The organism is Intrasporangium mesophilum (assembly GCF_054783095.1).
In genome coordinates, this window is the sequence record NZ_BAAGRF010000057.1 from 38831 (window position 1) to 56098 (window position 17268).

At 71.0% G+C, this 17268-nt stretch carries 15 protein-coding genes; 6 read left to right on the plus strand and 9 right to left on the minus strand.

What is annotated here, in order from left to right; genetic code table 11:
* The first annotated feature begins 140 nt into the window (after nucleotides 1–140).
* Both ACYVLP_RS24285 and ACYVLP_RS24290 read left to right on the plus strand, forming a co-directional pair.
* The gene (locus ACYVLP_RS24285) at nucleotides 141–776 is read left to right on the plus strand and encodes a PH domain-containing protein (protein ID WP_460629856.1); all 636 of its coding nucleotides are present in this window, start codon (nucleotides 141–143) and stop codon (nucleotides 774–776) included.
* A gap of 97 nt (nucleotides 777–873) precedes the next feature.
* Nucleotides 874–2634, plus strand: a complete 1761-nt coding sequence (locus ACYVLP_RS24290) for an AMP-binding protein (RefSeq protein ID WP_460629857.1) — start codon at nucleotides 874–876, stop codon at nucleotides 2632–2634.
* Here ACYVLP_RS24290 and ACYVLP_RS24295 read toward each other — a convergent pair.
* Nucleotides 2624–4333 carry a metallophosphoesterase family protein gene (locus tag ACYVLP_RS24295; protein WP_460629858.1) on the minus strand — a complete coding sequence of 570 codons (1710 nt, stop codon included), beginning with the start codon at nucleotides 4331–4333 and terminating at the stop codon, nucleotides 2624–2626. The two genes, ACYVLP_RS24290 and ACYVLP_RS24295, sit on opposite strands and share 11 nt — an antisense overlap.
* Before the next feature lie 199 nt (nucleotides 4334–4532).
* Between ACYVLP_RS24295 and ACYVLP_RS24300 the strand changes: the two genes are divergently transcribed.
* Together ACYVLP_RS24300 and ACYVLP_RS24305 are read left to right on the plus strand one after the other, a co-directional pair.
* Nucleotides 4533–4754 carry a hypothetical protein gene (locus ACYVLP_RS24300; protein ID WP_452270935.1) on the plus strand — a complete coding sequence of 74 codons (222 nt, stop codon included), beginning with the start codon at nucleotides 4533–4535 and terminating at the stop codon, nucleotides 4752–4754.
* Between the two features lie 23 nt (nucleotides 4755–4777).
* Nucleotides 4778–5461 (plus strand): histidine phosphatase family protein, encoded by a 684-nt coding sequence (locus ACYVLP_RS24305; RefSeq protein WP_460629859.1) that lies wholly within the window; start codon nucleotides 4778–4780, stop codon nucleotides 5459–5461.
* Nucleotides 5462–5528: 67 nt separating this feature from the next.
* On the opposite strand, the gene ACYVLP_RS24310 is transcribed toward ACYVLP_RS24305, so the two are convergent.
* The 7 genes from ACYVLP_RS24310 to ACYVLP_RS24340 form a co-directional block, all read right to left on the minus strand.
* Nucleotides 5529–6140, minus strand: coding sequence for a bacterial proteasome activator family protein (locus tag ACYVLP_RS24310; protein WP_460629860.1), 612 nt, complete (start codon nucleotides 6138–6140; stop codon nucleotides 5529–5531).
* Nucleotides 6141–6186: 46 nt separating this feature from the next.
* Nucleotides 6187–9126, minus strand: a complete 2940-nt coding sequence (locus ACYVLP_RS24315) for an FtsX-like permease family protein (RefSeq protein WP_460629861.1) — start codon at nucleotides 9124–9126, stop codon at nucleotides 6187–6189.
* Between the two features lies 1 nt (nucleotide 9127).
* Entirely contained in the window at nucleotides 9128–9865 is a 738-nt protein-coding gene (locus ACYVLP_RS24320) for an ABC transporter ATP-binding protein (protein ID WP_460629862.1), read from the minus strand.
* Nucleotides 9862–10530 (minus strand): PadR family transcriptional regulator, encoded by a 669-nt coding sequence (locus tag ACYVLP_RS24325; protein WP_460629863.1) that lies wholly within the window; start codon nucleotides 10528–10530, stop codon nucleotides 9862–9864. Before ACYVLP_RS24325 ends, ACYVLP_RS24320 begins: the two co-directional genes overlap by 4 nt.
* Nucleotides 10531–10622: 92 nt before the next feature.
* Nucleotides 10623–11234 (minus strand): hypothetical protein, encoded by a 612-nt coding sequence (locus tag ACYVLP_RS24330; protein WP_460629864.1) that lies wholly within the window; start codon nucleotides 11232–11234, stop codon nucleotides 10623–10625.
* A gap of 102 nt (nucleotides 11235–11336) precedes the next feature.
* Complete coding sequence (locus ACYVLP_RS24335) at nucleotides 11337–12314, minus strand: NAD(P)H-quinone oxidoreductase (protein ID WP_460629865.1); 978 nt, start codon at nucleotides 12312–12314, stop codon at nucleotides 11337–11339.
* 9 nt (nucleotides 12315–12323) lie between these two features.
* Nucleotides 12324–13103: an IclR family transcriptional regulator gene (locus ACYVLP_RS24340; RefSeq protein WP_460629866.1), complete on the minus strand. Its 780-nt coding sequence runs from the start codon at nucleotides 13101–13103 to the stop codon at nucleotides 12324–12326.
* 93 nt (nucleotides 13104–13196) lie between these two features.
* Between ACYVLP_RS24340 and hutH the strand changes: the two genes are divergently transcribed.
* Nucleotides 13197–14765: a histidine ammonia-lyase gene (gene hutH, locus ACYVLP_RS24345; RefSeq protein WP_460629867.1), complete on the plus strand. Its 1569-nt coding sequence runs from the start codon at nucleotides 13197–13199 to the stop codon at nucleotides 14763–14765.
* A 130-nt stretch (nucleotides 14766–14895) separates the two neighbouring features.
* Nucleotides 14896–16551 carry a urocanate hydratase gene (hutU, locus tag ACYVLP_RS24350; protein WP_460629868.1) on the plus strand — a complete coding sequence of 552 codons (1656 nt, stop codon included), beginning with the start codon at nucleotides 14896–14898 and terminating at the stop codon, nucleotides 16549–16551.
* A gap of 166 nt (nucleotides 16552–16717) precedes the next feature.
* Here the strand turns inward: hutU and ACYVLP_RS24355 are convergent, their stop codons facing one another.
* A complete protein-coding gene (locus ACYVLP_RS24355) occupies nucleotides 16718–17242 on the minus strand; it encodes an aminoacyl-tRNA deacylase (protein WP_460629869.1) in 525 nt (174 codons plus the stop codon).
* Nucleotides 17243–17268 lie beyond the last annotated feature (26 nt).

The following is a 17268-nucleotide window of genomic DNA, read 5'->3' on the forward strand; positions in this document are numbered from 1 at the left end:
GACCTCATCCGGCGCGGGTGAAGCGACCTGGGCAGGACACGGCCGTGATGCGTTTCCGCGGGGCATGCCGGGGCCTAGGCTGACGGCATACGACCGCGTGCGGGGTGGAACGCCGCGATCGACCCGGACAGGAGGACATCGTGGGGTTCCCGGAGAACGTGCTGGCCAAGGGCGAGCGCGTCGAGCGCAGCCTTCATCCGCACTGGCTCACCGTCGTCATCCCGACCCTGTTCGGACTCGTGCTCGCGGCCCTGTGCGTGGTCGCCGTGTGGGCCACGCCCAACGACAGCACGGGCAACCGGATCCAGCTCATCGCCGTCATCCTGCTCGTCCTCGTCGCGATCCCGCTCGTCGTCGTGCCGTACCTGCGGTGGCGGACCACCCACTACGTCATCACGACGCACCGGGTCATGGTGCGCCGCGGCATCCTGACCAAGAACGGCAAGGACATCACGCTGTCGAAGATCACCGACGTGAGCTTCCAGCAGACGCTCCTGGACCGCATCATCGGCGCGGGGTCGCTGCACATCGAGTCCGCCGGCGACAGCCCGGACGAGAACCTCAGCTACATCCCGCGCAGCAACGAGGTGCAGCAGCTGATCAACCGGCTCATCGACCAGGATGACCTGCGCCGACGGTCCTACGGCCGTGGCGGGTCCGGCGACGACTTCGGCAATGACAACGGCACTGACGACGGCAATGACTACGACACGACCGACGACACCCGGGCGATGCCCAAGGGCAAGCGGGACCGGCCGGAGCTCGCCGAGGAGTGACCGCGCGGCCCGCGCGGCCTGAACGACCTCCCGGTGACGGGTGTGGCTGTCGTCACGGGCACTCCCGCCTGTTGCTAGGACGTCCTACAGTCTGATCATGGCTTCGACGACGAGCTCCCCGACGACCACCACCGACACCTTCCGGGCGGCCCGCGACCAGCTGCTCGCCCTGCGCGGTGACCACGAACGAGCCGTCGCGGAGTTCCGCTTCCCCGACGTCGGCGACCGCTGGAACTGGGCCGTCGACTGGTTCGACGCGGTCGGTCGGGGCAATGACCAGGCCTGCCTGACGATCGTCGAGGAGGACGAGTCGGCGCGATCGGTGACGTTCGACGAGATGGCCCGACGCAGCGACCAGGTCGCCGCCTGGCTCGGGTCGCTCGGCGTCGGCCGCGGCGACTCGGTGATCCTCATGCTCGGCAACCAGGTCGAGCTCTGGGAGGCGATGCTCGGCGTCATCAAGCTCGGCGCCGTCCTCATGCCCACCACCACGGCCGTCGGTCCTGGCGACCTCGTCGACCGCATGGAGCGTGGGGGCGCCCGCGCGGTCATCACCAACGCGCGCGAGGTGCACAAGTTCACCGAGGTGCCGGGGGACTACGTGCGCGTCGTCGTCGGGTCCGCCGACGGCGAGGACGTCACCGGCTGGGAGCCGTATGCCGCGTCGAACGACGTCGAGACCGGCCCGGCTCCGCATCCCGGCACCGCCCCCGACGACCGCATGCTCCTCTACTTCACCTCCGGCACGACGAGCCGTCCCAAGCTCGTCGAGCACACCCAGCGGTCCTACCCGGTGGGGCACCTGTCGACGATGTACTGGATCGGCCTCAAGCCGGGTGACGTGCACCTCAACATCTCGAGCCCCGGCTGGGCCAAGCACGCCTGGTCGTGCTTCTTCGCACCGTGGATCGCCGAGGCGACGATCTTCATCTACAACTACGCGCGGTTCGACGCCGCGGCGCTGCTGCGCGTGCTGCGCACCCACGAGGTGACCTCGATCTGCGCGCCGCCGACGGTCTGGCGCATGCTCATCAAGTCCGACCTGTCCGGCGGCCCCGGGTCGCTCCGCGAGGTCATCGGGGCCGGCGAGCCGCTCAACCCGGAGGTCATCGCCCAGGTCGAGAAGGCGTGGGGCCTGACGATCCGCGACGGGTACGGCCAGACCGAGATGACCGCCGCCGTCGGCAACACCCCGGGCTCCCTGCTCAAGCCGGGGTCGATGGGGCGGCCGCTGCCCGGCTGCCCGGTCGTCGTGGTCGACCCGGTCACGAACACGCTCGTCACCGAGCCGGACGCCACGGGCCACCGCGAGGGCGAGATCTGCCTCGACCTGTCGGCAAAACCGGTCCCGCTCATGACCGGCTACCAGGGCGACGAGAAGCGCAACGCCGAGGCCATGGCCGGGGGTTTCTACCACACGGGCGACGTCGCGTCGGTCGACGCCGACGGCTACATCACGTACATCGGCCGCACTGACGACGTGTTCAAGGCCAGCGACTACAAGATCAGCCCGTTCGAGCTGGAGTCGGTCCTCATCGAGCACCCTGCCGTCGCCGAGGCTGCGGTCGTGCCGGCGCCCGACCCGGTCCGGCTCGCCGTGCCCAAGGCCTACATCGCGCTCGCCCCCGGCCACGAGCCCGGGCCCGAGGTCGCCCTGTCGATCCTGGCCCATGCCCGCGAGAAGCTCGCGCCGTGGCAGCGGGTCCGCCGGATCGAGTTCTACGAGCTGCCGAAGACGATCTCCGGCAAGATCCGCCGCGTCGAGCTGCGCGGGCGCGAGAACGACCTGGAGGCCACGCACGCGGAGCAGCCTGCGCTGGAGTGGCGCGACGACCAGTTCCCCGAGCTCAGGGCCTGATCGTCGAGGTGGTGGGCGCCGGCGTCGGCGTCGCGGGGGTCGTTCCGGTGGACGTGCTCCCGGGCTGCGCCGGGTCACCTGGCGGCGGCAGGTCGCGGATCGTCGTCTCATCGATCCTCCCGCAGGTCCGCTTGTCCGTCGGTGCCGGCTGCCCGGGCTGCTCCCTGGTCTCCGGTGGTCGGTACGGGTCGATGCGGGCGCCGCTGATCACCTGCACGCTGTCGTAGGCCGGGCGGCCCTCGAGCAGGTTGCGGAAGCTGTAGCGAGTCAGCGTCGTCAGCTCGCACGCCGGGCCGAACGACAGGATGTCGAAGGAGTACGGCTGCCCGTTCAGCTCCTCGCCCGGACCCGCCACGTAATGCGACACGACTCCGCCGCCGGTGAACGTCCCAACCTGGATCCGGTTGCCGTCCAAGGCCGGCGAGTGCATGTGCCCGTTGATCAGGAGGCGTCCGGCGTCGACGTACCGGGCGGCATACGGCTCGTGCGTGATGACGATGTCGGGCTCCGGCTGGTCGGCCAGGGTCGCGTTGTACGCATCGACGGCGGGCTTCTCCTTGGCGACGGGGTCCTGGTTGTCGTCACCGAAGTAGCGCGGGTCGTTGAAGCCAGTGATCCGCAGGCCGTGGAAGGTCAGCTCGCGAAGGGTGCCTGCGCCGTCCTGCAGGAGGACGACGTTCTTGATCCGCGCCAGGCGGGTGAGCAGCGCACGGTCGTGCGGGGCCGACTGGTCGTGGTTGCCGGAGGTGAAGATGTAGGGCACGCCGAGAGACTCGATCCCGCGGAACATCCCGGCCACCTCGGCCTCCTGCACCTGGCCGAAGTTGAGCAGGTCTCCGCTGTCGACGACCGCGTCGATCTGCTCCTCCTCGATGATCGAGCGCATCAGGGCGTACTGGTTCGCACCGTGGATGTCGGAGACGAGCAGCAGCCGCGCCGAGACCGGCTCCTCGACGTTGCCCTGGACGTACTTCTGCTGGAGCGCCTGGGTCACGGCGAGCAGGTTGCGGAAGTAGGGCGTGACCTGGGCGGCGCGTGCCTCGACGTTGGCGAGCAGGCCGGCGTTGCGCTGGACGACACCGAGGACGCCGGTCGTGCTGTAGGCCGCGAAGCGGCTGGGCTGGTACGTCGTGGCGATGCCGACGAAGGTCACGGCACACGCGGTGACCATGGCACTGACCACGACGGCGACATGGTGCCGGCGGGTCTGGCGCTGCCGGACGTAGTGGGAGGCCGTGGCGAGAGCGAGTGCCGCGACGGCGGCCCCGCCGGCGAACCGGATCCCGACGCCGCTCGCGGCCTGCATGATCGCCGCCGAGATCTCGTCGTTCGAGGGCTGCAGCGCCCGGACGTCGACGTTCTTGCGCGTGAAGAGGTTCATGATCTCCTCGCGCACGGCGACCTCGATGTCGATGCCGGGCGCGACGAGCGGTGAGTCGAACTGCACGTCGACGTCGCCGATGATCGTCGGGGCGTGCAGGTCGGGCGTATGCCGGGGGATCGGGTCGAGGCGGAGCACGGCGCGGTACTGGGACGTCTCGACGACGGTCGGTGCGAGGTTGGTCGCTGCGACGCCGCCGAGGTAGCAGACCGCGAGCATGGCGAGCCAGGCCACGACGTGCCTGCCGCGCCGCATCCAGGTGCTCGCAGCGACCGTCCGGGCCTTGTCCATCAGGGGGTGGTCCATCGCAAGACGCATCGTCCCCCACCCTAGGGCGGCAAGCCTGTCGGGGTCGGCGACGTGAGGTTCGCGAGGACCGTCGGGGCCGCCGCGGGTGGAAATCGTTACCTACTCAGCCGCATGCAGCAAAGACCCCCGACCACTTGCCGAGACGACACCTCGACTGCACTCGAAGTTCACCCGCGCATGCTCCGATTGGACAGCAGAAGGAGGAGCCATGGGGTCAGCTCATCGGAGGGGCATCGTCGCCACCCTCGCAGCCGTGTATGCCGTCCTCCTCCTTTTCGGGCAGCGCCTCCTCGGCGACCGGGCCGGGGTCACGATCCTCGTCGCGAGCTTCGTGGTCGGCTTCATGGTGCTGTTGCTGATCGTCGCCCCCTGGGCGGCTCGAGGGCGTCCAGGCCCCAGTCGTCGGGTTCCGCCGGGCCCGCGGCGATAGCCCGCCGGCCGTAGTCTGGCCCGGTGAGTCTCGAGCACCGCCCGGAGCGGATCATCCTCGTGCGTCATGGGGAGTCCGAAGGGAACGTCGACGACACCATCTACGAGCGGGTGCCAGACCACCGGATCGGTCTGACACCCAAGGGTTTCGAGCAGGCCCGCCGCACCGGGGAGAAGATCCGCGGACTGCTCGGCACCGAGTCGTGCGAGGTCTATGTCTCGCCCTACCACCGCACCCGGCAGACGCTGGAGGCGCTGGGACTGCCCGTGGCGGCATACGACGTGCGGCTCGAGCCGCGCCTGCGCGAACAGGACTGGGCCAACTTCCAGGACGCGAAGGACATCGCCCAGCAGCGCGAGCTGCGCGACCGCTACGGCCACTTCTACTACCGCTTCACCGACGGGGAGTCGGGATCCGACGTCTACGACCGGGTGTCGACGTTCCTCGAGTCGATGTTCCGCAACTTCGTCACGCCGACGGCGCCCCGCAACGTCGTCATCGTCACGCACGGCCTGACGATGCGGCTCTTCTGCATGCGCTGGTTCCACTGGAGCGTGGAGTACTTCGAGTCGCTGGAGAACCCTGAGAACGCCCAGCCGGTGGTGCTGCTTCGGCAGCCCGACTACAAGTACAAGCTGGCCTCGCCGTTCAGCCAGTGGGACCCGTCGTGCGTGCCCACCGAGCGCGAGCGGTCGAGCTGGCTGTGACCCGATCCAGCGCCTGCTGGGTCGTGGAGGGTTCTCGTCGCTCTGGCGACCAGCTCCCTCCACACCCTCAGAGGTACTGGCCGGTCGGGCCGCCCTCGCGCCGCTGGTCCGGTCCTGGCTGGTGGCCCGGCGGGATGCCGTAGGAGGCCCCGGGCCCCGGCGGCAGGGCGCGCATCTGGGCCAGCTGCTGCTGCGCGGCCATCTGCTGGGCCACGAGCGCGGTCTGGATGCCGTGGAACAGCCCCTCGAGCCAGCCGACGAGCTGGGCCTGCGCGATGCGGAGCTCGGCGTCGCTCGGCTCCTCGTCGCGGAACGGCAGGGCGATCCGGTCGAGCTCCTCGACCAGCTCCGGGGCGAGGCCGTCCTTGAGCTCCTCGATCGAGCGGTGGTGGATGTCGGCGAGGCGGCGCCGGCCCGCCTCGTCGAGCGGGGAGTTGCGCACCTCCTCGAGCAGCTGCTTGATCATCGACCCGATGCGCATCACCTTCGCCGGCTCCTCGACGAGGTCGGCCGGGTTGGTGCGCTGCCGCTCGGGGCCGTCGTTCGCCGGCCGGTCGGGCGACTGGCCGTTGGGGGCCGTGGCGACGCCCATCCCGTCCGGTGTGACCACGACGATGCGCGGGTCGTCCGGTGTGGTGCCTTCGAAGCCCTGGCCGTGCTGAATCGCGTCGTCGCTCATGTTTCCATCCTGCCTCACGCTCACCCCCAACCGCGCGGCCCAACTATCAAGTGGTGCGGCGGGTCACCACCGGGGCACGCCGGATCGACACCCAGGCAAGGGTCCCGGCCACGACGGGCACCGCGACGAGCGGCAGGAGCACCTGCACCCACGGGATGCTGATGATCACCGTGCTGAGCTCCATGCCGTTGTCGGTGTAGGTGGCCGTGAGGATCCGCGAGATCGCGATGCCCGGTGCGAGGCCGAGCGCCACGCCGACCACCGCACCCACCAGCGAGAGGTAGACCGCTTGTGATGCGGCCATCGCGCGCCTGGTGCGCCGCGTCGCTCCGACGCCGGCGAGCGTGCCCAGCAGCGGGGCCGACTCGGCCTGGCCGAGGGCCGTGGCGATGAGCGTCGCGACGAGGATCACGAGAGCGATGACGCCGATCATGGCTCCGACGATGAGTGCGTCGTCGCGCTCGTAGCCGCGCTCGACCGTGACGCTCGACTGCGGGAAGCGGGTCAGCACTGCATCGGTGAGGGCCGCCTGCTGGCGGTCGGTGATCGCTCCGTCGACCCGCACGAGGGTGTCGTCGTCACGCGTGGTCATGCCCAGTCGCTTGGCCGTGTCGGAGGTCAGCAGGGCGGCGGGGCTGCCGCCGTTCGCGGTGGTGATCCGCAGCCACTGGTTGCGGGTGAACGGCACCACTGCCATACGGATCTGAGAACGTTCGGCGGAGCGCACCACGGGCATTCCGCTCACATCGTGCCTCACGAGGTAGCGGTAGAACCGGGCGCTGCCACCGGTCACCGTGACCGGCACCGGCCGCTCGTCGGCAAGGTCGTGGGCCGCCAGGCCGTGTGTCTCGCTCGCCGGGAGGGCCGCAAGGACGTCCGGGTCGAGCAGGCCGACACCGCCACCCGCCAGCGCGGATCGCTGGTCGGCGTCCAGCCCCAGGAACCCGTCGAGCTCGTCGAGATCGCCGATCACGATGTCCATCCCGTTCATGAAGCCCTCGGTCGACGCAGTGGCGCAGGGGGGCAGCGTGCCGTTGGAGATCGTGATGCCGTTGGCGTAGGCGATCTCCGGAACGGACTGGTCGAACGAGCAGCCCGGCCGGACCGCGGCGAGGCGCACGTCGGCACCCGATGCGGAGTCCCCGGCGTGCTGGCGGGTGAGCACGTGCAGACCCGGGTCGACCGAGCGGACCACCGAGGCGATGTCCGCACCGCTCGGGTTGGTGCTGCCGCCGTAGATGACGGCCTGGCCCTCCGCGACCTGGGGACGGTAGAGGTGGGCGCCGCGCTCCGTGTCCGCCTGCAGGCCGATGCAGACGGTCGTCAGCACTGCCGCTCCGCCCATGATGGCCGCGACGGTCGGGGTCGCCCGCCCGCGGAGGCGGCCGGCCTCGCGAGCCGCCATCCGGGGCGGCAGGGGCAGATGGTTCGCGAGCCGGGCGCCGATGGCGAGGATCAGCGGCACCAGCAGGAGCGCGCCGATGACGAGCACGAGCCCGCCGCCGACGAAGACCAGGAAGTAGAGGTTCTCGCTCCGGTACGACGCGAAGAGCATCATGGCGACGCCGATGGCGACGAGCACGGCCCCGATGACGGGGACATGGGTGCGAAGCGGTGGCGAGACGTGCTGGCCCTTCAGGATGGACACGATGTCGAGCCGACCCAGGCCGCGGCTCGGGATGAGCGCGGCGACGACCGAGCTGACGACACCCGCGGCCACGACGATGAGCACGGAGCTCCACGAGATGTCAGGTGGCCCATAGAAGTGGGCCGGGTTGAGGCGGTGGGTGATCCGGCCCGCGGCGAGACCACCGGCGAGCCCGAGGGCGGCGCCGACGACTGCAGAGAGGACGCCGAGCACGAGGGCCTGGGCAAGCACGGTGCGACGGAGCTGACTGCGGGTGGCACCGTTGGACGCGGCGAGGGCCAGGGTGCGGCGCTGTCGCGCAGCGCTGACGGCGAAGGCGGGTCCGGCGAGCAGCGAGGTGAGCAGCAGGAGCCCGACGGACGCTCCGGCGACGGTGTACAGCTTGCCGGCGTCGCCCGGCCGCGGCTCGGCCGAGACCGGAAGCACCACGGAGTCCGGGTGCTCGACGACCCATCGGCTGAAGGCGCCGATGCCGTAGGTGTTGAGTCGCTGGACCTCGCTCCAGGTGATCGGGGTGTCCCGGTCGACAAGCCACTGCCGTGTGACCGTGCCGGTTTCAGGCAGCCCGACCAGCTCGACGGGGTGCACCTCATCGGCACCCCACGTGTCGAAGGCGGTGCCGACCCCGACGACCGTGACGGACCTCGGGGGCAACGGCTGGCCCGGCGTGTCGGTGGCATGCAGCTCGAGGGTGCCGTTGAGCGGCAGCCCGGCCGCGACGCCGAGGCTCGTCACGACGACCTCGTCGGGGGACGCCGGCCAACGGCCGGAGGTGAGCGACACCTTGGGGGAGAAGAGGGACCGGGCCGAGCGCGGGTCGATGCCCAGCAGGCTGTATGCCGTCCAGTGACGTCCCGCGCGCACGGCGCCGGAGGTGACGGTCACCTCGTGCAGGTGCCCGCCGACGAGCGCCTGCAGGGCTGCGCCCTCCCGGCCCGGCGCGTAGCCCGGCACCGGCCGGGCGGGTGGCGGCTGCTGGCTGCCGTCCGCATAGCTCGTCCTCGGGTCGGTGAGCTGGCGGAGCTGCAGGGGCTGGGGGTCGACGAGATACCCCTGGGCCTGGCCCAGCTGGAGTGGGAGTCGCTCAGCCGCATCGAGGTCCTCGCTGAACCACAGTGTGCTGCCCGCCGTGAGAAGCAGCACCGGCAGGCCCACCATGACGACGATGAGCAGGCTGCGGCCCCGGTGTCGCCGCACCTCACGGCGCGCCATGCGAAGCGACACCCGCCACCCGGCCCGCCACCGGTCGAAGCGGCCCGCCCCTGTCACGGGTCGCTGCGTCCGCTCGTCGTGTGGTGGCGGATCCATGGCCGACGCATCCCCTGTCACGTCGGGCATGTCAATGTGCCTCGGAGAGAAGCGACTCCGCCGAGTCTGGCGATCCGGTCGAGTCGACGACCACCCCGTCGCGCAGGAACACGACCCGGTCGGCCCACGCGGCGTGGCGCGCCTCGTGCGTGACGAGCAGGCCGGCCGCCCCGGCATCGCAACGATGCCGGAGCAGCCGCAGCACGCCGTCACCCGTGTGCGAGTCGAGCGCGCCGGTCGGCTCGTCGGCCAGCACCAGCCGCCGCTCGCCGACGAGGGCGCGGGCGATCGCGACCCGCTGCTGCTGGCCGCCGGACATCTGGTCGGGGTACCGGTCGGCGAGATCACGCAGCCGCAGCTGGTCGAGGGCGTCGAGCGCCTGACCTCGGGCGCGCCGCACGGACCACCCGTCGAGCTCCAGCGGGAGCCCGATGTTCTCGGCGGCCGTGAGGCTGGGGATGAGGTTGAGGTCCTGGAACACAAAGCCGACGGACCGCCTCCTGAGCGCGGCAAGTCCTTTGGCATCAAGGGAGTCGAGCCGTATGCCGTCGACCTCCACCGTGCCCGACGTGGCCTGGTCGAGCCCCCCGGCGAGGTTGAGCAGCGTCGACTTGCCGGAGCCGGATGGGCCCATGACGGCGACCAGCTCGCCTTGCGACACCGCCAGCGACGCGTGGCTCAGGGCGACGACCTCGGTCTCTCCGGCGCCGTGGACACGAGTCACGTCGTCGAGCACGAGGGCGGGGCGGGCGGTGGGCGCCGCGGTCACGACCGGTCCCCCCGTCGAGAGCCGGCACCGGCACCGCTCGGCGAACGGGCCACGTCGCGAAGGTCGTCGACCTCGGTGACCTCGCCGGCCGGCATACCGAAGTGGCCGTGTAGTGAGCCGTGGCGCGCGAGGGTGGACTCGACGTGGTCGAGCCAGCGGACCTCCGCCTCGGCCGCGAAGAGCAGGTTCTCCAGGACGAGGAGCCAGGCGACGTCGCGCGGTGCGACGCCCTCGTCCGACGAGTCCTCCGCACGGCTCTTGAGCCGCGTGAGGTCGCGAAGGTGCTTCAGGGTCGCCGTGCGCTGGGTCTGGACGACCCGCGGTACGTCGACACCCGGCGAGGAGACCGCGAGCGCGAGCTTGATGACGAGCTCGTCGCGCGGGGTGCTGTCCCGGTCGACCGGGGTGAGCCACCAGGAGGCGGTGGCAGCGCGGCCCTGGTCGGTCAGGCGGTAGACGATGCGGCCCTCGTCGTCGGCGGCCTCGGACTTCGGCGCGGCGGGCTCGACCAGACCGTCGCGCTCGAGGCGCGCGAGGGTCGTGTAGACCTGCCCGACGTTGAGCGGCCAGGTCCCGCCGGTGCGGGTCTCGAACTCGCTGCGCAGCCGCGCGCCATACATCGGCTCCTCGGCGAGCAGCGCGAGCAGCCCCTGCTTCACGGACATGAGCGACCCCCTGGATACTCGGTATATAACCTGCTCAGACGATGTATACCGAGTATCTCTGGGGGAGCGCAAGCCCCTCGCGTCCAGTGTGCTCAGCGCATGCCGGCCGTGGCGAACCACGGGTGGTGCAGGTCGTGGTACGAGACGTCGCTCATGGCCGAGTTCATGTCGGACATCTGGTCCATCATCTCGGCGGGCATCTCCTTCATCTCGCCCTCGCGCGCCTCGGCCTCGGTCGTGAACGCGATGGTCTGGGTGAAGAAGCCGTCCTTGTCGATCGCGATGGTGCCGCCGATGATGTCCGGCCGCGCCGTGTGAAGCATGTCCATCGGCTGGTCCATCATCATCCGGAACTTCTCGGGGTCGCTCAGGCGGCCCTGGATGACCTGGACGAAGCCGGCGGAGTCGGAGCCGCCGTCGAGCATCATCGACACGTCGTCGCAGTCGTGGAAGGTCGCCTCGCCGTCGAAGAGACGGGCCGTCTCCTCCCACCACCGGCCCTGCTCGGGACGCATCGAGTTGTGTTCTGCCGACTCACGCGAGTCGAACCGCACGATCCCCATGAACTCGTTGTCGTCCGTCACGCCGTACGTCCCGCCGAGCCAGCCGATGGCGCCCGGCTCGAGCTCGTCACGCCACCGGTCCATCTGCCGGTGCATCGCGTCGACGTCGTTGCACGTGCCCTGGATTACCTGGATGAACACCTCAGAAACCTCCCGCGGGTCGGGGGCCGCTTCCTGCCGAAGTGGTCCATCTGTCGACGGTACGCCGCTGTCGGCGCGGCGTCACCGGACGAGTCGGACAGGTCAGGTGGTCAGCAGGATCTTCCCGATGTGGCCGGAGGCCTCCATCTCGCGATGGGCGTCGGCCGCCCGCCCGAGGGGGTGCCGCGAGTGGACGACCGGCCGCACCTCACCGGACTCGACGAGCGGCCAGACGTGCTCGCGCACGGCCGCGACGATCGCCGCCTTCTCCGTGGCCGGGCGGGCGCGCAGGGTCGTGGCGATCACGGCGCCCCGCTTGGCCATCAACATGCCCATGTCGAGCTCCGCCTTGCGGCCGCCCTGCAGGCCGATCGTCACGAGCCGGCCGTTGGTGGCGAGGACCTCGACGTTGCGGCCGAGGTACTTCGCGCCCATGTTGTCCAGGACGACGTCTGCGCCGTGGCCGCCGGTCTCCTCGCGGACCTTCTGGACGAAGTCCTCCTCCTTGTAGTTGACGAGGATCTCGGCGCCCAGCGCGCGGCACGCCTCGAGCTTCTCCGCGCTGCCGGCGGTGACGGCCACGTGGGCACCCACAGCCCTGGCGAGCTGGATGGCCATCGTCCCGATGCCCGAGCTGCCGCCGTGGACGAGCAGGAACTGTCCCGGCTGGATGTTGGCCACGAGGAAGACGTTGGACCACACCGTCGAGGTGACCTCGGGCAGTGCGGCTGCGTCTTCGAGCGTCACGCCCTGCGGCACGGGCAGCAGCTGGCCGACCGGGACGGCGACCCGCTCGGCGTAGCCGCCGCCGTCGAGCAGCGCGCAGACCTCGTCACCCACCTGCCAGCCCGTGACATCCTCGCGGAGCGCCGCGATGCGTCCGCTCACCTCGAGGCCGGGGTACTCGGACGCGCCGGGTGGCGGGGCGTAGTGACCCTGGCGCTGCATGATGTCGGCGCGGTTCACGCCCGCGGCGACGACGTCGACAAGCACCTGGCCCGGGCCGGGCGCCGGGTCGGGAACCTCTTCGAGGACAAGCTGGTCGGCATCTCCTGGCTCCTGGACCGTGATGGCGCGCATGGCCCCACCCTAGGGCGCGCGCCCGCTCGGGCTGAGCCGGCGGGAGATGTCCTCGGCGGTCGCGCGAGCCCGCGCCACGAGGTCGGCGACGTGCTCAGGCGTCGCGTCCGGCGACCGCAGGGTCACGGCGATGGCGGCCAGTGGCCGGCCCGCGCGGTCGAGCACCGGGACGGCGATCGAGGAGAGGTCGGGCGTGACCGTGCCCTCCTCGCGGGCATGGCCATCGGCGCGGGTCCGTGTGAGTATCCCGCGCAGCTCGGCAAGTGACCGCGGCCCGGTGCCGTTGCGCTGCACGAAGGAGGCCCGGTCGGGGTACAGCGCGCGCACCTGGCTCGCGGGCAGTGCCGAGAGCATGGCGAGCCCGCTCGCGGTCAGGTGGCCGGGCAGCCGGACCCCGACGTCGGTGACGAGCATGGGCTGCCCCGGCGCGCGCTCCTCGAGCAGGTAGATTACGTCGCGGCCGTCGAGCGTCGCGAAGTGGGCGTTGCGGCCGCACTGGTCGACGAGGCGGCGCATCGCGGCCCTTGCGACGCGCGCCAGCGGAGCCTGGCGCTGGTAGGCGGAGCCGAGCTCGTATGCCGCGGGGCCGAGCCCGAAGCGACGCTCCTCGGGGTAGTGGGTGACGTACCCGCGGGCGGCGAGGACCTTGAGCAGGTGGTAGACCGAGCTGCGCGGCAGCCCCAGGTCACGGGCGATGGATGCGGCCGGGACGGGCTCGGCGTGACGCGAGAGGTGCTCCAGCACGTCGAGCGCGTTGGCGGCCGCAGGTGCGTTGGACGTCGTCGCCACCTCCTCGACCCGCGATCGTCAGCGTCTCGTATCCCAGACAATTGTGCTCCTACAGGGGGTGAATCGCCACCGTTCCGGCGGTTCCATAGACGCATGAGCACTACGCTTCCCGGGACCTCGACGACAACCGTCTCCGTTGGTGTCGGCCCGCTCTCCTTCGAGGACGTCATCGCGGTGGCCCGGCACGACGCCCGCGTCGACCTGTCGCCGGACGCCGAGGCCGAGATCGCCCGCAGCCGGTCGGTCGTCGAGGCGCTCGCCCACGACACGAAGCCGCACTACGGCGTCTCCACCGGTTTCGGCGCGCTGGCCACCCGGCACATCCCCTCCGACCTGCGAGCCCAGCTCCAGCGGTCGCTGGTGCGCTCGCACGCCGCCGGCACCGGCCCGGAGGTCGAGCGCGAGGTCGTGCGGGCGCTCATGCTGCTGCGCCTGTCGACGCTCGCCACCGGGCGCACCGGCGTGCGCCTCGAGACAGCGAGGACCTATGCCGCGATGCTGAGTGCCGGGATCACCCCGGTCGTTCACGAGTACGGCTCGCTCGGCTGCTCGGGCGACCTGGCACCCCTCGCGCACTGCGCCCTCGCCGCGATGGGGGAGGGCCCCGTCCGAGACCGCGACGGCAACCTGACGGATGCGCGAACAGCGTTGGTGGCCAACGGCATACAGCCGATCGAGCTTCGGGAGAAAGAGGGCCTGGCCCTCATCAACGGGACCGACGGCATGCTGGGCATGCTCATTCTCGCCATCGACGACCTGAGGCATCTGCTCAAGGTCGCGGACGTCTCGGCCGCCATGAGTGTCGAGGGGCTGATGGGCACCGACAACGTCTTCCGCGCCGACCTGCACGAGCTGCGCCCGCATCCGGGCCAGGCAGCATCGGCGGCGAACATCCTTGCGGTCATGGCGAACTCGCCGATCCGCGCCTCGCACGACACCGACGACGACACCCGGGTCCAGGATGCCTACTCGCTCCGGTGCGCCCCGCAGGTGCACGGCGGCGCCCGCGACACCATCGAGCACGCAGCGCGGGTCGCCGCGGCCGAGCTCGCCTCTGCCGTCGACAACCCGGTCGTGACCAAGGACGGCCGCGTCGAGTCCAACGGCAACTTCCACGGTGCCCCGGTCGCCTACGTCCTGGACTTCCTCGCGATCGTCGCCGCCGATGTCGCGTCGATGGCCGAGCGCCGCACCGACCGGTTCCTCGACAAGGCCCGCAACCACGGGCTGCCGCCGTTCCTCGCCGACGACCCTGGCGTCGACTCGGGCTTCATGATCGCCCAGTACACCCAGGCCGCGATGGTGTCGGAGCTGAAACGTCTCGCGGCGCCGGCCTCGGTCGACTCCATCCCGAGCTCGGCCATGCAGGAGGACCACGTCTCGATGGGCTGGTCGGCTGCGCGGAAGCTGCGCCGGTCGGTCGACGCGCTCAGCCGAGTGCTCGCCATCGAGCTGCTCACCGCCGCGCGGGGCATCCAGCTGCGGGCTCCCGTCGAGCCGGGTCCCGCGTCCGCGGCGGTGATCCAGGCGATGGATGCCGTGACGAACACCGCGCCCGGGCCCGACCGCTTCCTGGCGCCGGACATCGAGGGCGCGTGGCACGCGGTGCAGGACCGCTCCGTCGTCGCCGCCGCCGAGACCGCCACCGGCCCCCTCCGCTGATCCCGCCCCACCCCCTCACGGTTCGAGGTATTGCGATCGAGGTGATCCGTCGCCGAATACGGCGGCTGGATACCTCGAACCGGATAACTCGAACCGACCGAAGCTCGCCGAGCCGAGAAAGGAAACTGACATGGAAGGTGCACGTCCCGTTCGCGCCGCGCGCGGCACCCAGCTGACCGCACAGTCGTGGGCCACCGAGGCTCCGCTGCGCATGCTCATGAACAACCTCGACCCCGAGAACGCCGAGCGGCCCGACGACCTCGTCGTCTACGGCGGCACCGGGCGCGCGGCCCGCGACTGGAAGTCGTTCGACGCGATGGTCCGCACCCTGACCACGCTGAAGCAGGACGAGACGATGCTCGTCCAGTCGGGCCGGCCCGTCGGTGTCTTCCAGACCCACGAGTGGGCGCCGCGCGTGCTCATCGCCAACAGCAACCTCGTCGGCGACTGGGCCACGTGGCCGGAGTTCCGGCGACTCGAGCACCTCGGCCTGACGATGTACGGCCAGATGACGGCCGGGTCGTGGATCTACATCGGCACGCAGGGCATCGTCCAGGGCACCTACGAGACGTTCGCCGCGATCGCCGAGAAGAAGTTCGGCGGCACGCTCGCCGGCACGCTGACCCTCACGGGCGGCTGCGGCGGCATGGGTGGCGCCCAGCCCCTGGCGGTGACCCTCAACGACGGCGCCTGCCTCATCGTCGACGTCGACCCCGCGCGCCTGCACCGCCGGGTCGAGCACCGGTACCTCGACGAGGTTGCCGACAACCTCGACGACGCGGTGGACAAGGCCCTGCGCGCCAAGCAGGAGCGGCGGGGCTGGTCCGTCGGTGTCGTCGGCAACGCGGCCGAGGTCTTCCCCGAGCTGCTCCGGCGCGGCGTGGCCATCGACATCGTCACCGACCAGACGTCGGCGCACGACCCGCTGTCCTACCTCCCCGAGGGCATCGCGCTCGAGGACTGGGCCGAGTACGCCGAGAAGAAGCCCGAGGACTTCACCGACCGGGCCCGGGCCTCGATGGCCAAGCACGTGCAGGCGATGGTCGAGTTCCAGGACGCCGGCGCCGAGGTCTTCGACTATGGCAACTCGATCCGTGACGAGGCTCGACTCGGCGGGTACGACCGCGCGTTCGAGTTCCCGGGGTTCGTGCCGGCATACATCCGGCCGCTCTTCTGCGAGGGCAAGGGCCCGTTCCGCTGGGCCGCGCTCTCGGGCGACCCGAAAGACATCGCCGCGACCGACAAGGCCGTGCTCGACCTCTTCCCCGACAACGACCGCCTCCACAAGTGGATCCGTGGGGCACAGGAGCGGATCGCGTTCCAGGGCCTGCCGGCGCGCATCTGCTGGCTCGGCTACGGCGAGCGCGACAAGGCCGGGCTCGCGTTCAACGAGCTGGTCCGCACCGGAGAGGTCAGCGCTCCGATCGTCATCGGCCGCGACCACCTCGACTCCGGCTCCGTCGCGAGCCCGTACCGCGAGACCGAGGCGATGGCCGACGGCTCCGACGCGATCGCCGACTGGCCCCTGCTCAACGCCCTCGTCAACACGAGCTCCGGCGCCAGCTGGGTGTCGATCCACCACGGTGGCGGTGTCGGCATCGGGCGCTCGATCCACGCCGGCCAGGTGTCCCTCGCCGACGGCACGGACCTCGCCGCGCAGAAGCTCGCCCGCGTCCTCACCAACGACCCCGGCATGGGCGTCATCCGGCACGTCGACGCCGGGTACGAGATCGCCGACCGGGTCGCGCACGAGCGTGGCGTCCGCATCCCGATGCAGGAAGGCTGAACCCGACAGCCCCATGCCCGGTCGAGTGAGCGCCCCGTCTCAGCCGTACCACCGTCCTGTGGGACTGGTGGGACGCGTGGGACGGAACGCTCACTCGACAGAGACGGGCTGGGGCGACCTGGCGGCCCGGAGGTCGGTCCGGGCGGAGAGGTTCGCGCAGGCGGGCTCAGCCCGGGCGGCGGACCTCTTCGTCGGAGATGTCGGCCACGGTCGCGCCCAGCTCGCGGATCACATCGTCGCCGCTCAGCGTGAGCCCGACGCCGTGGGCACCGCCGCCGAGCGAGATCGTGCGGCCGACGAGGTGCGTGTCGGCGATGACCGGCAGGCGCTGGGCCGACCCGAACGGCGTGATGGTGCCCCGCTCGTAGCCGGTCACCGCCTTGGCTGCCGCCGCGTCGGGCATCGAGATGCGGTTGGTCCCGAGCAGGGCCCGGACCTTGGGCCAGGAGAAGGTGCGGTCACCGGGTACGAGGACGAAGACATGCTCGTCCTCCGACTTGCGCACGACGAGAGTCTTGATGAGGTCCCGCGGCTCGATGCCCCTGGCCGCGGCGGCCTCCTCGAGGCTCCCGACCCTGCCATGCCGGGTGACGGTGTGCGAGATGCCGGCGGCGAGGACCGCATCGATCGCCGGCGTGCGGATCGGCGCCGAGTCGCTACGCTCAGCGGTGTCATCGCGGTCAGGGTCCATGTGAGCAAGGGTAGTGACGACGTCGG

Coding starts and splice junctions, on each gene's coding strand:
- hutH (WP_460629867.1), top strand. CDS start 13,197: ATGAGCACTACGCTTCCCGGGACCTCGACGACAACCGTCTCCGTTGGT.
- ACYVLP_RS24335 (WP_460629865.1), bottom strand. CDS start 12,314: ATGCGCGCCATCACGGTCCAGGAGCCAGGAGATGCCGACCAGCTTGTC.
- ACYVLP_RS24315 (WP_460629861.1), bottom strand. CDS start 9,126: ATGCCCGACGTGACAGGGGATGCGTCGGCCATGGATCCGCCACCACAC.
- ACYVLP_RS24295 (WP_460629858.1), bottom strand. CDS start 4,333: ATGCGTCTTGCGATGGACCACCCCCTGATGGACAAGGCCCGGACGGTC.
- ACYVLP_RS24310 (WP_460629860.1), bottom strand. CDS start 6,140: ATGAGCGACGACGCGATTCAGCACGGCCAGGGCTTCGAAGGCACCACA.
- ACYVLP_RS24355 (WP_460629869.1), bottom strand. CDS start 17,242: ATGGACCCTGACCGCGATGACACCGCTGAGCGTAGCGACTCGGCGCCG.
- ACYVLP_RS24325 (WP_460629863.1), bottom strand. CDS start 10,530: ATGTCCGTGAAGCAGGGGCTGCTCGCGCTGCTCGCCGAGGAGCCGATG.
- ACYVLP_RS24290 (WP_460629857.1), top strand. CDS start 874: ATGGCTTCGACGACGAGCTCCCCGACGACCACCACCGACACCTTCCGG.
- ACYVLP_RS24300 (WP_452270935.1), top strand. CDS start 4,533: ATGGGGTCAGCTCATCGGAGGGGCATCGTCGCCACCCTCGCAGCCGTG.
- hutU (WP_460629868.1), top strand. CDS start 14,896: ATGGAAGGTGCACGTCCCGTTCGCGCCGCGCGCGGCACCCAGCTGACC.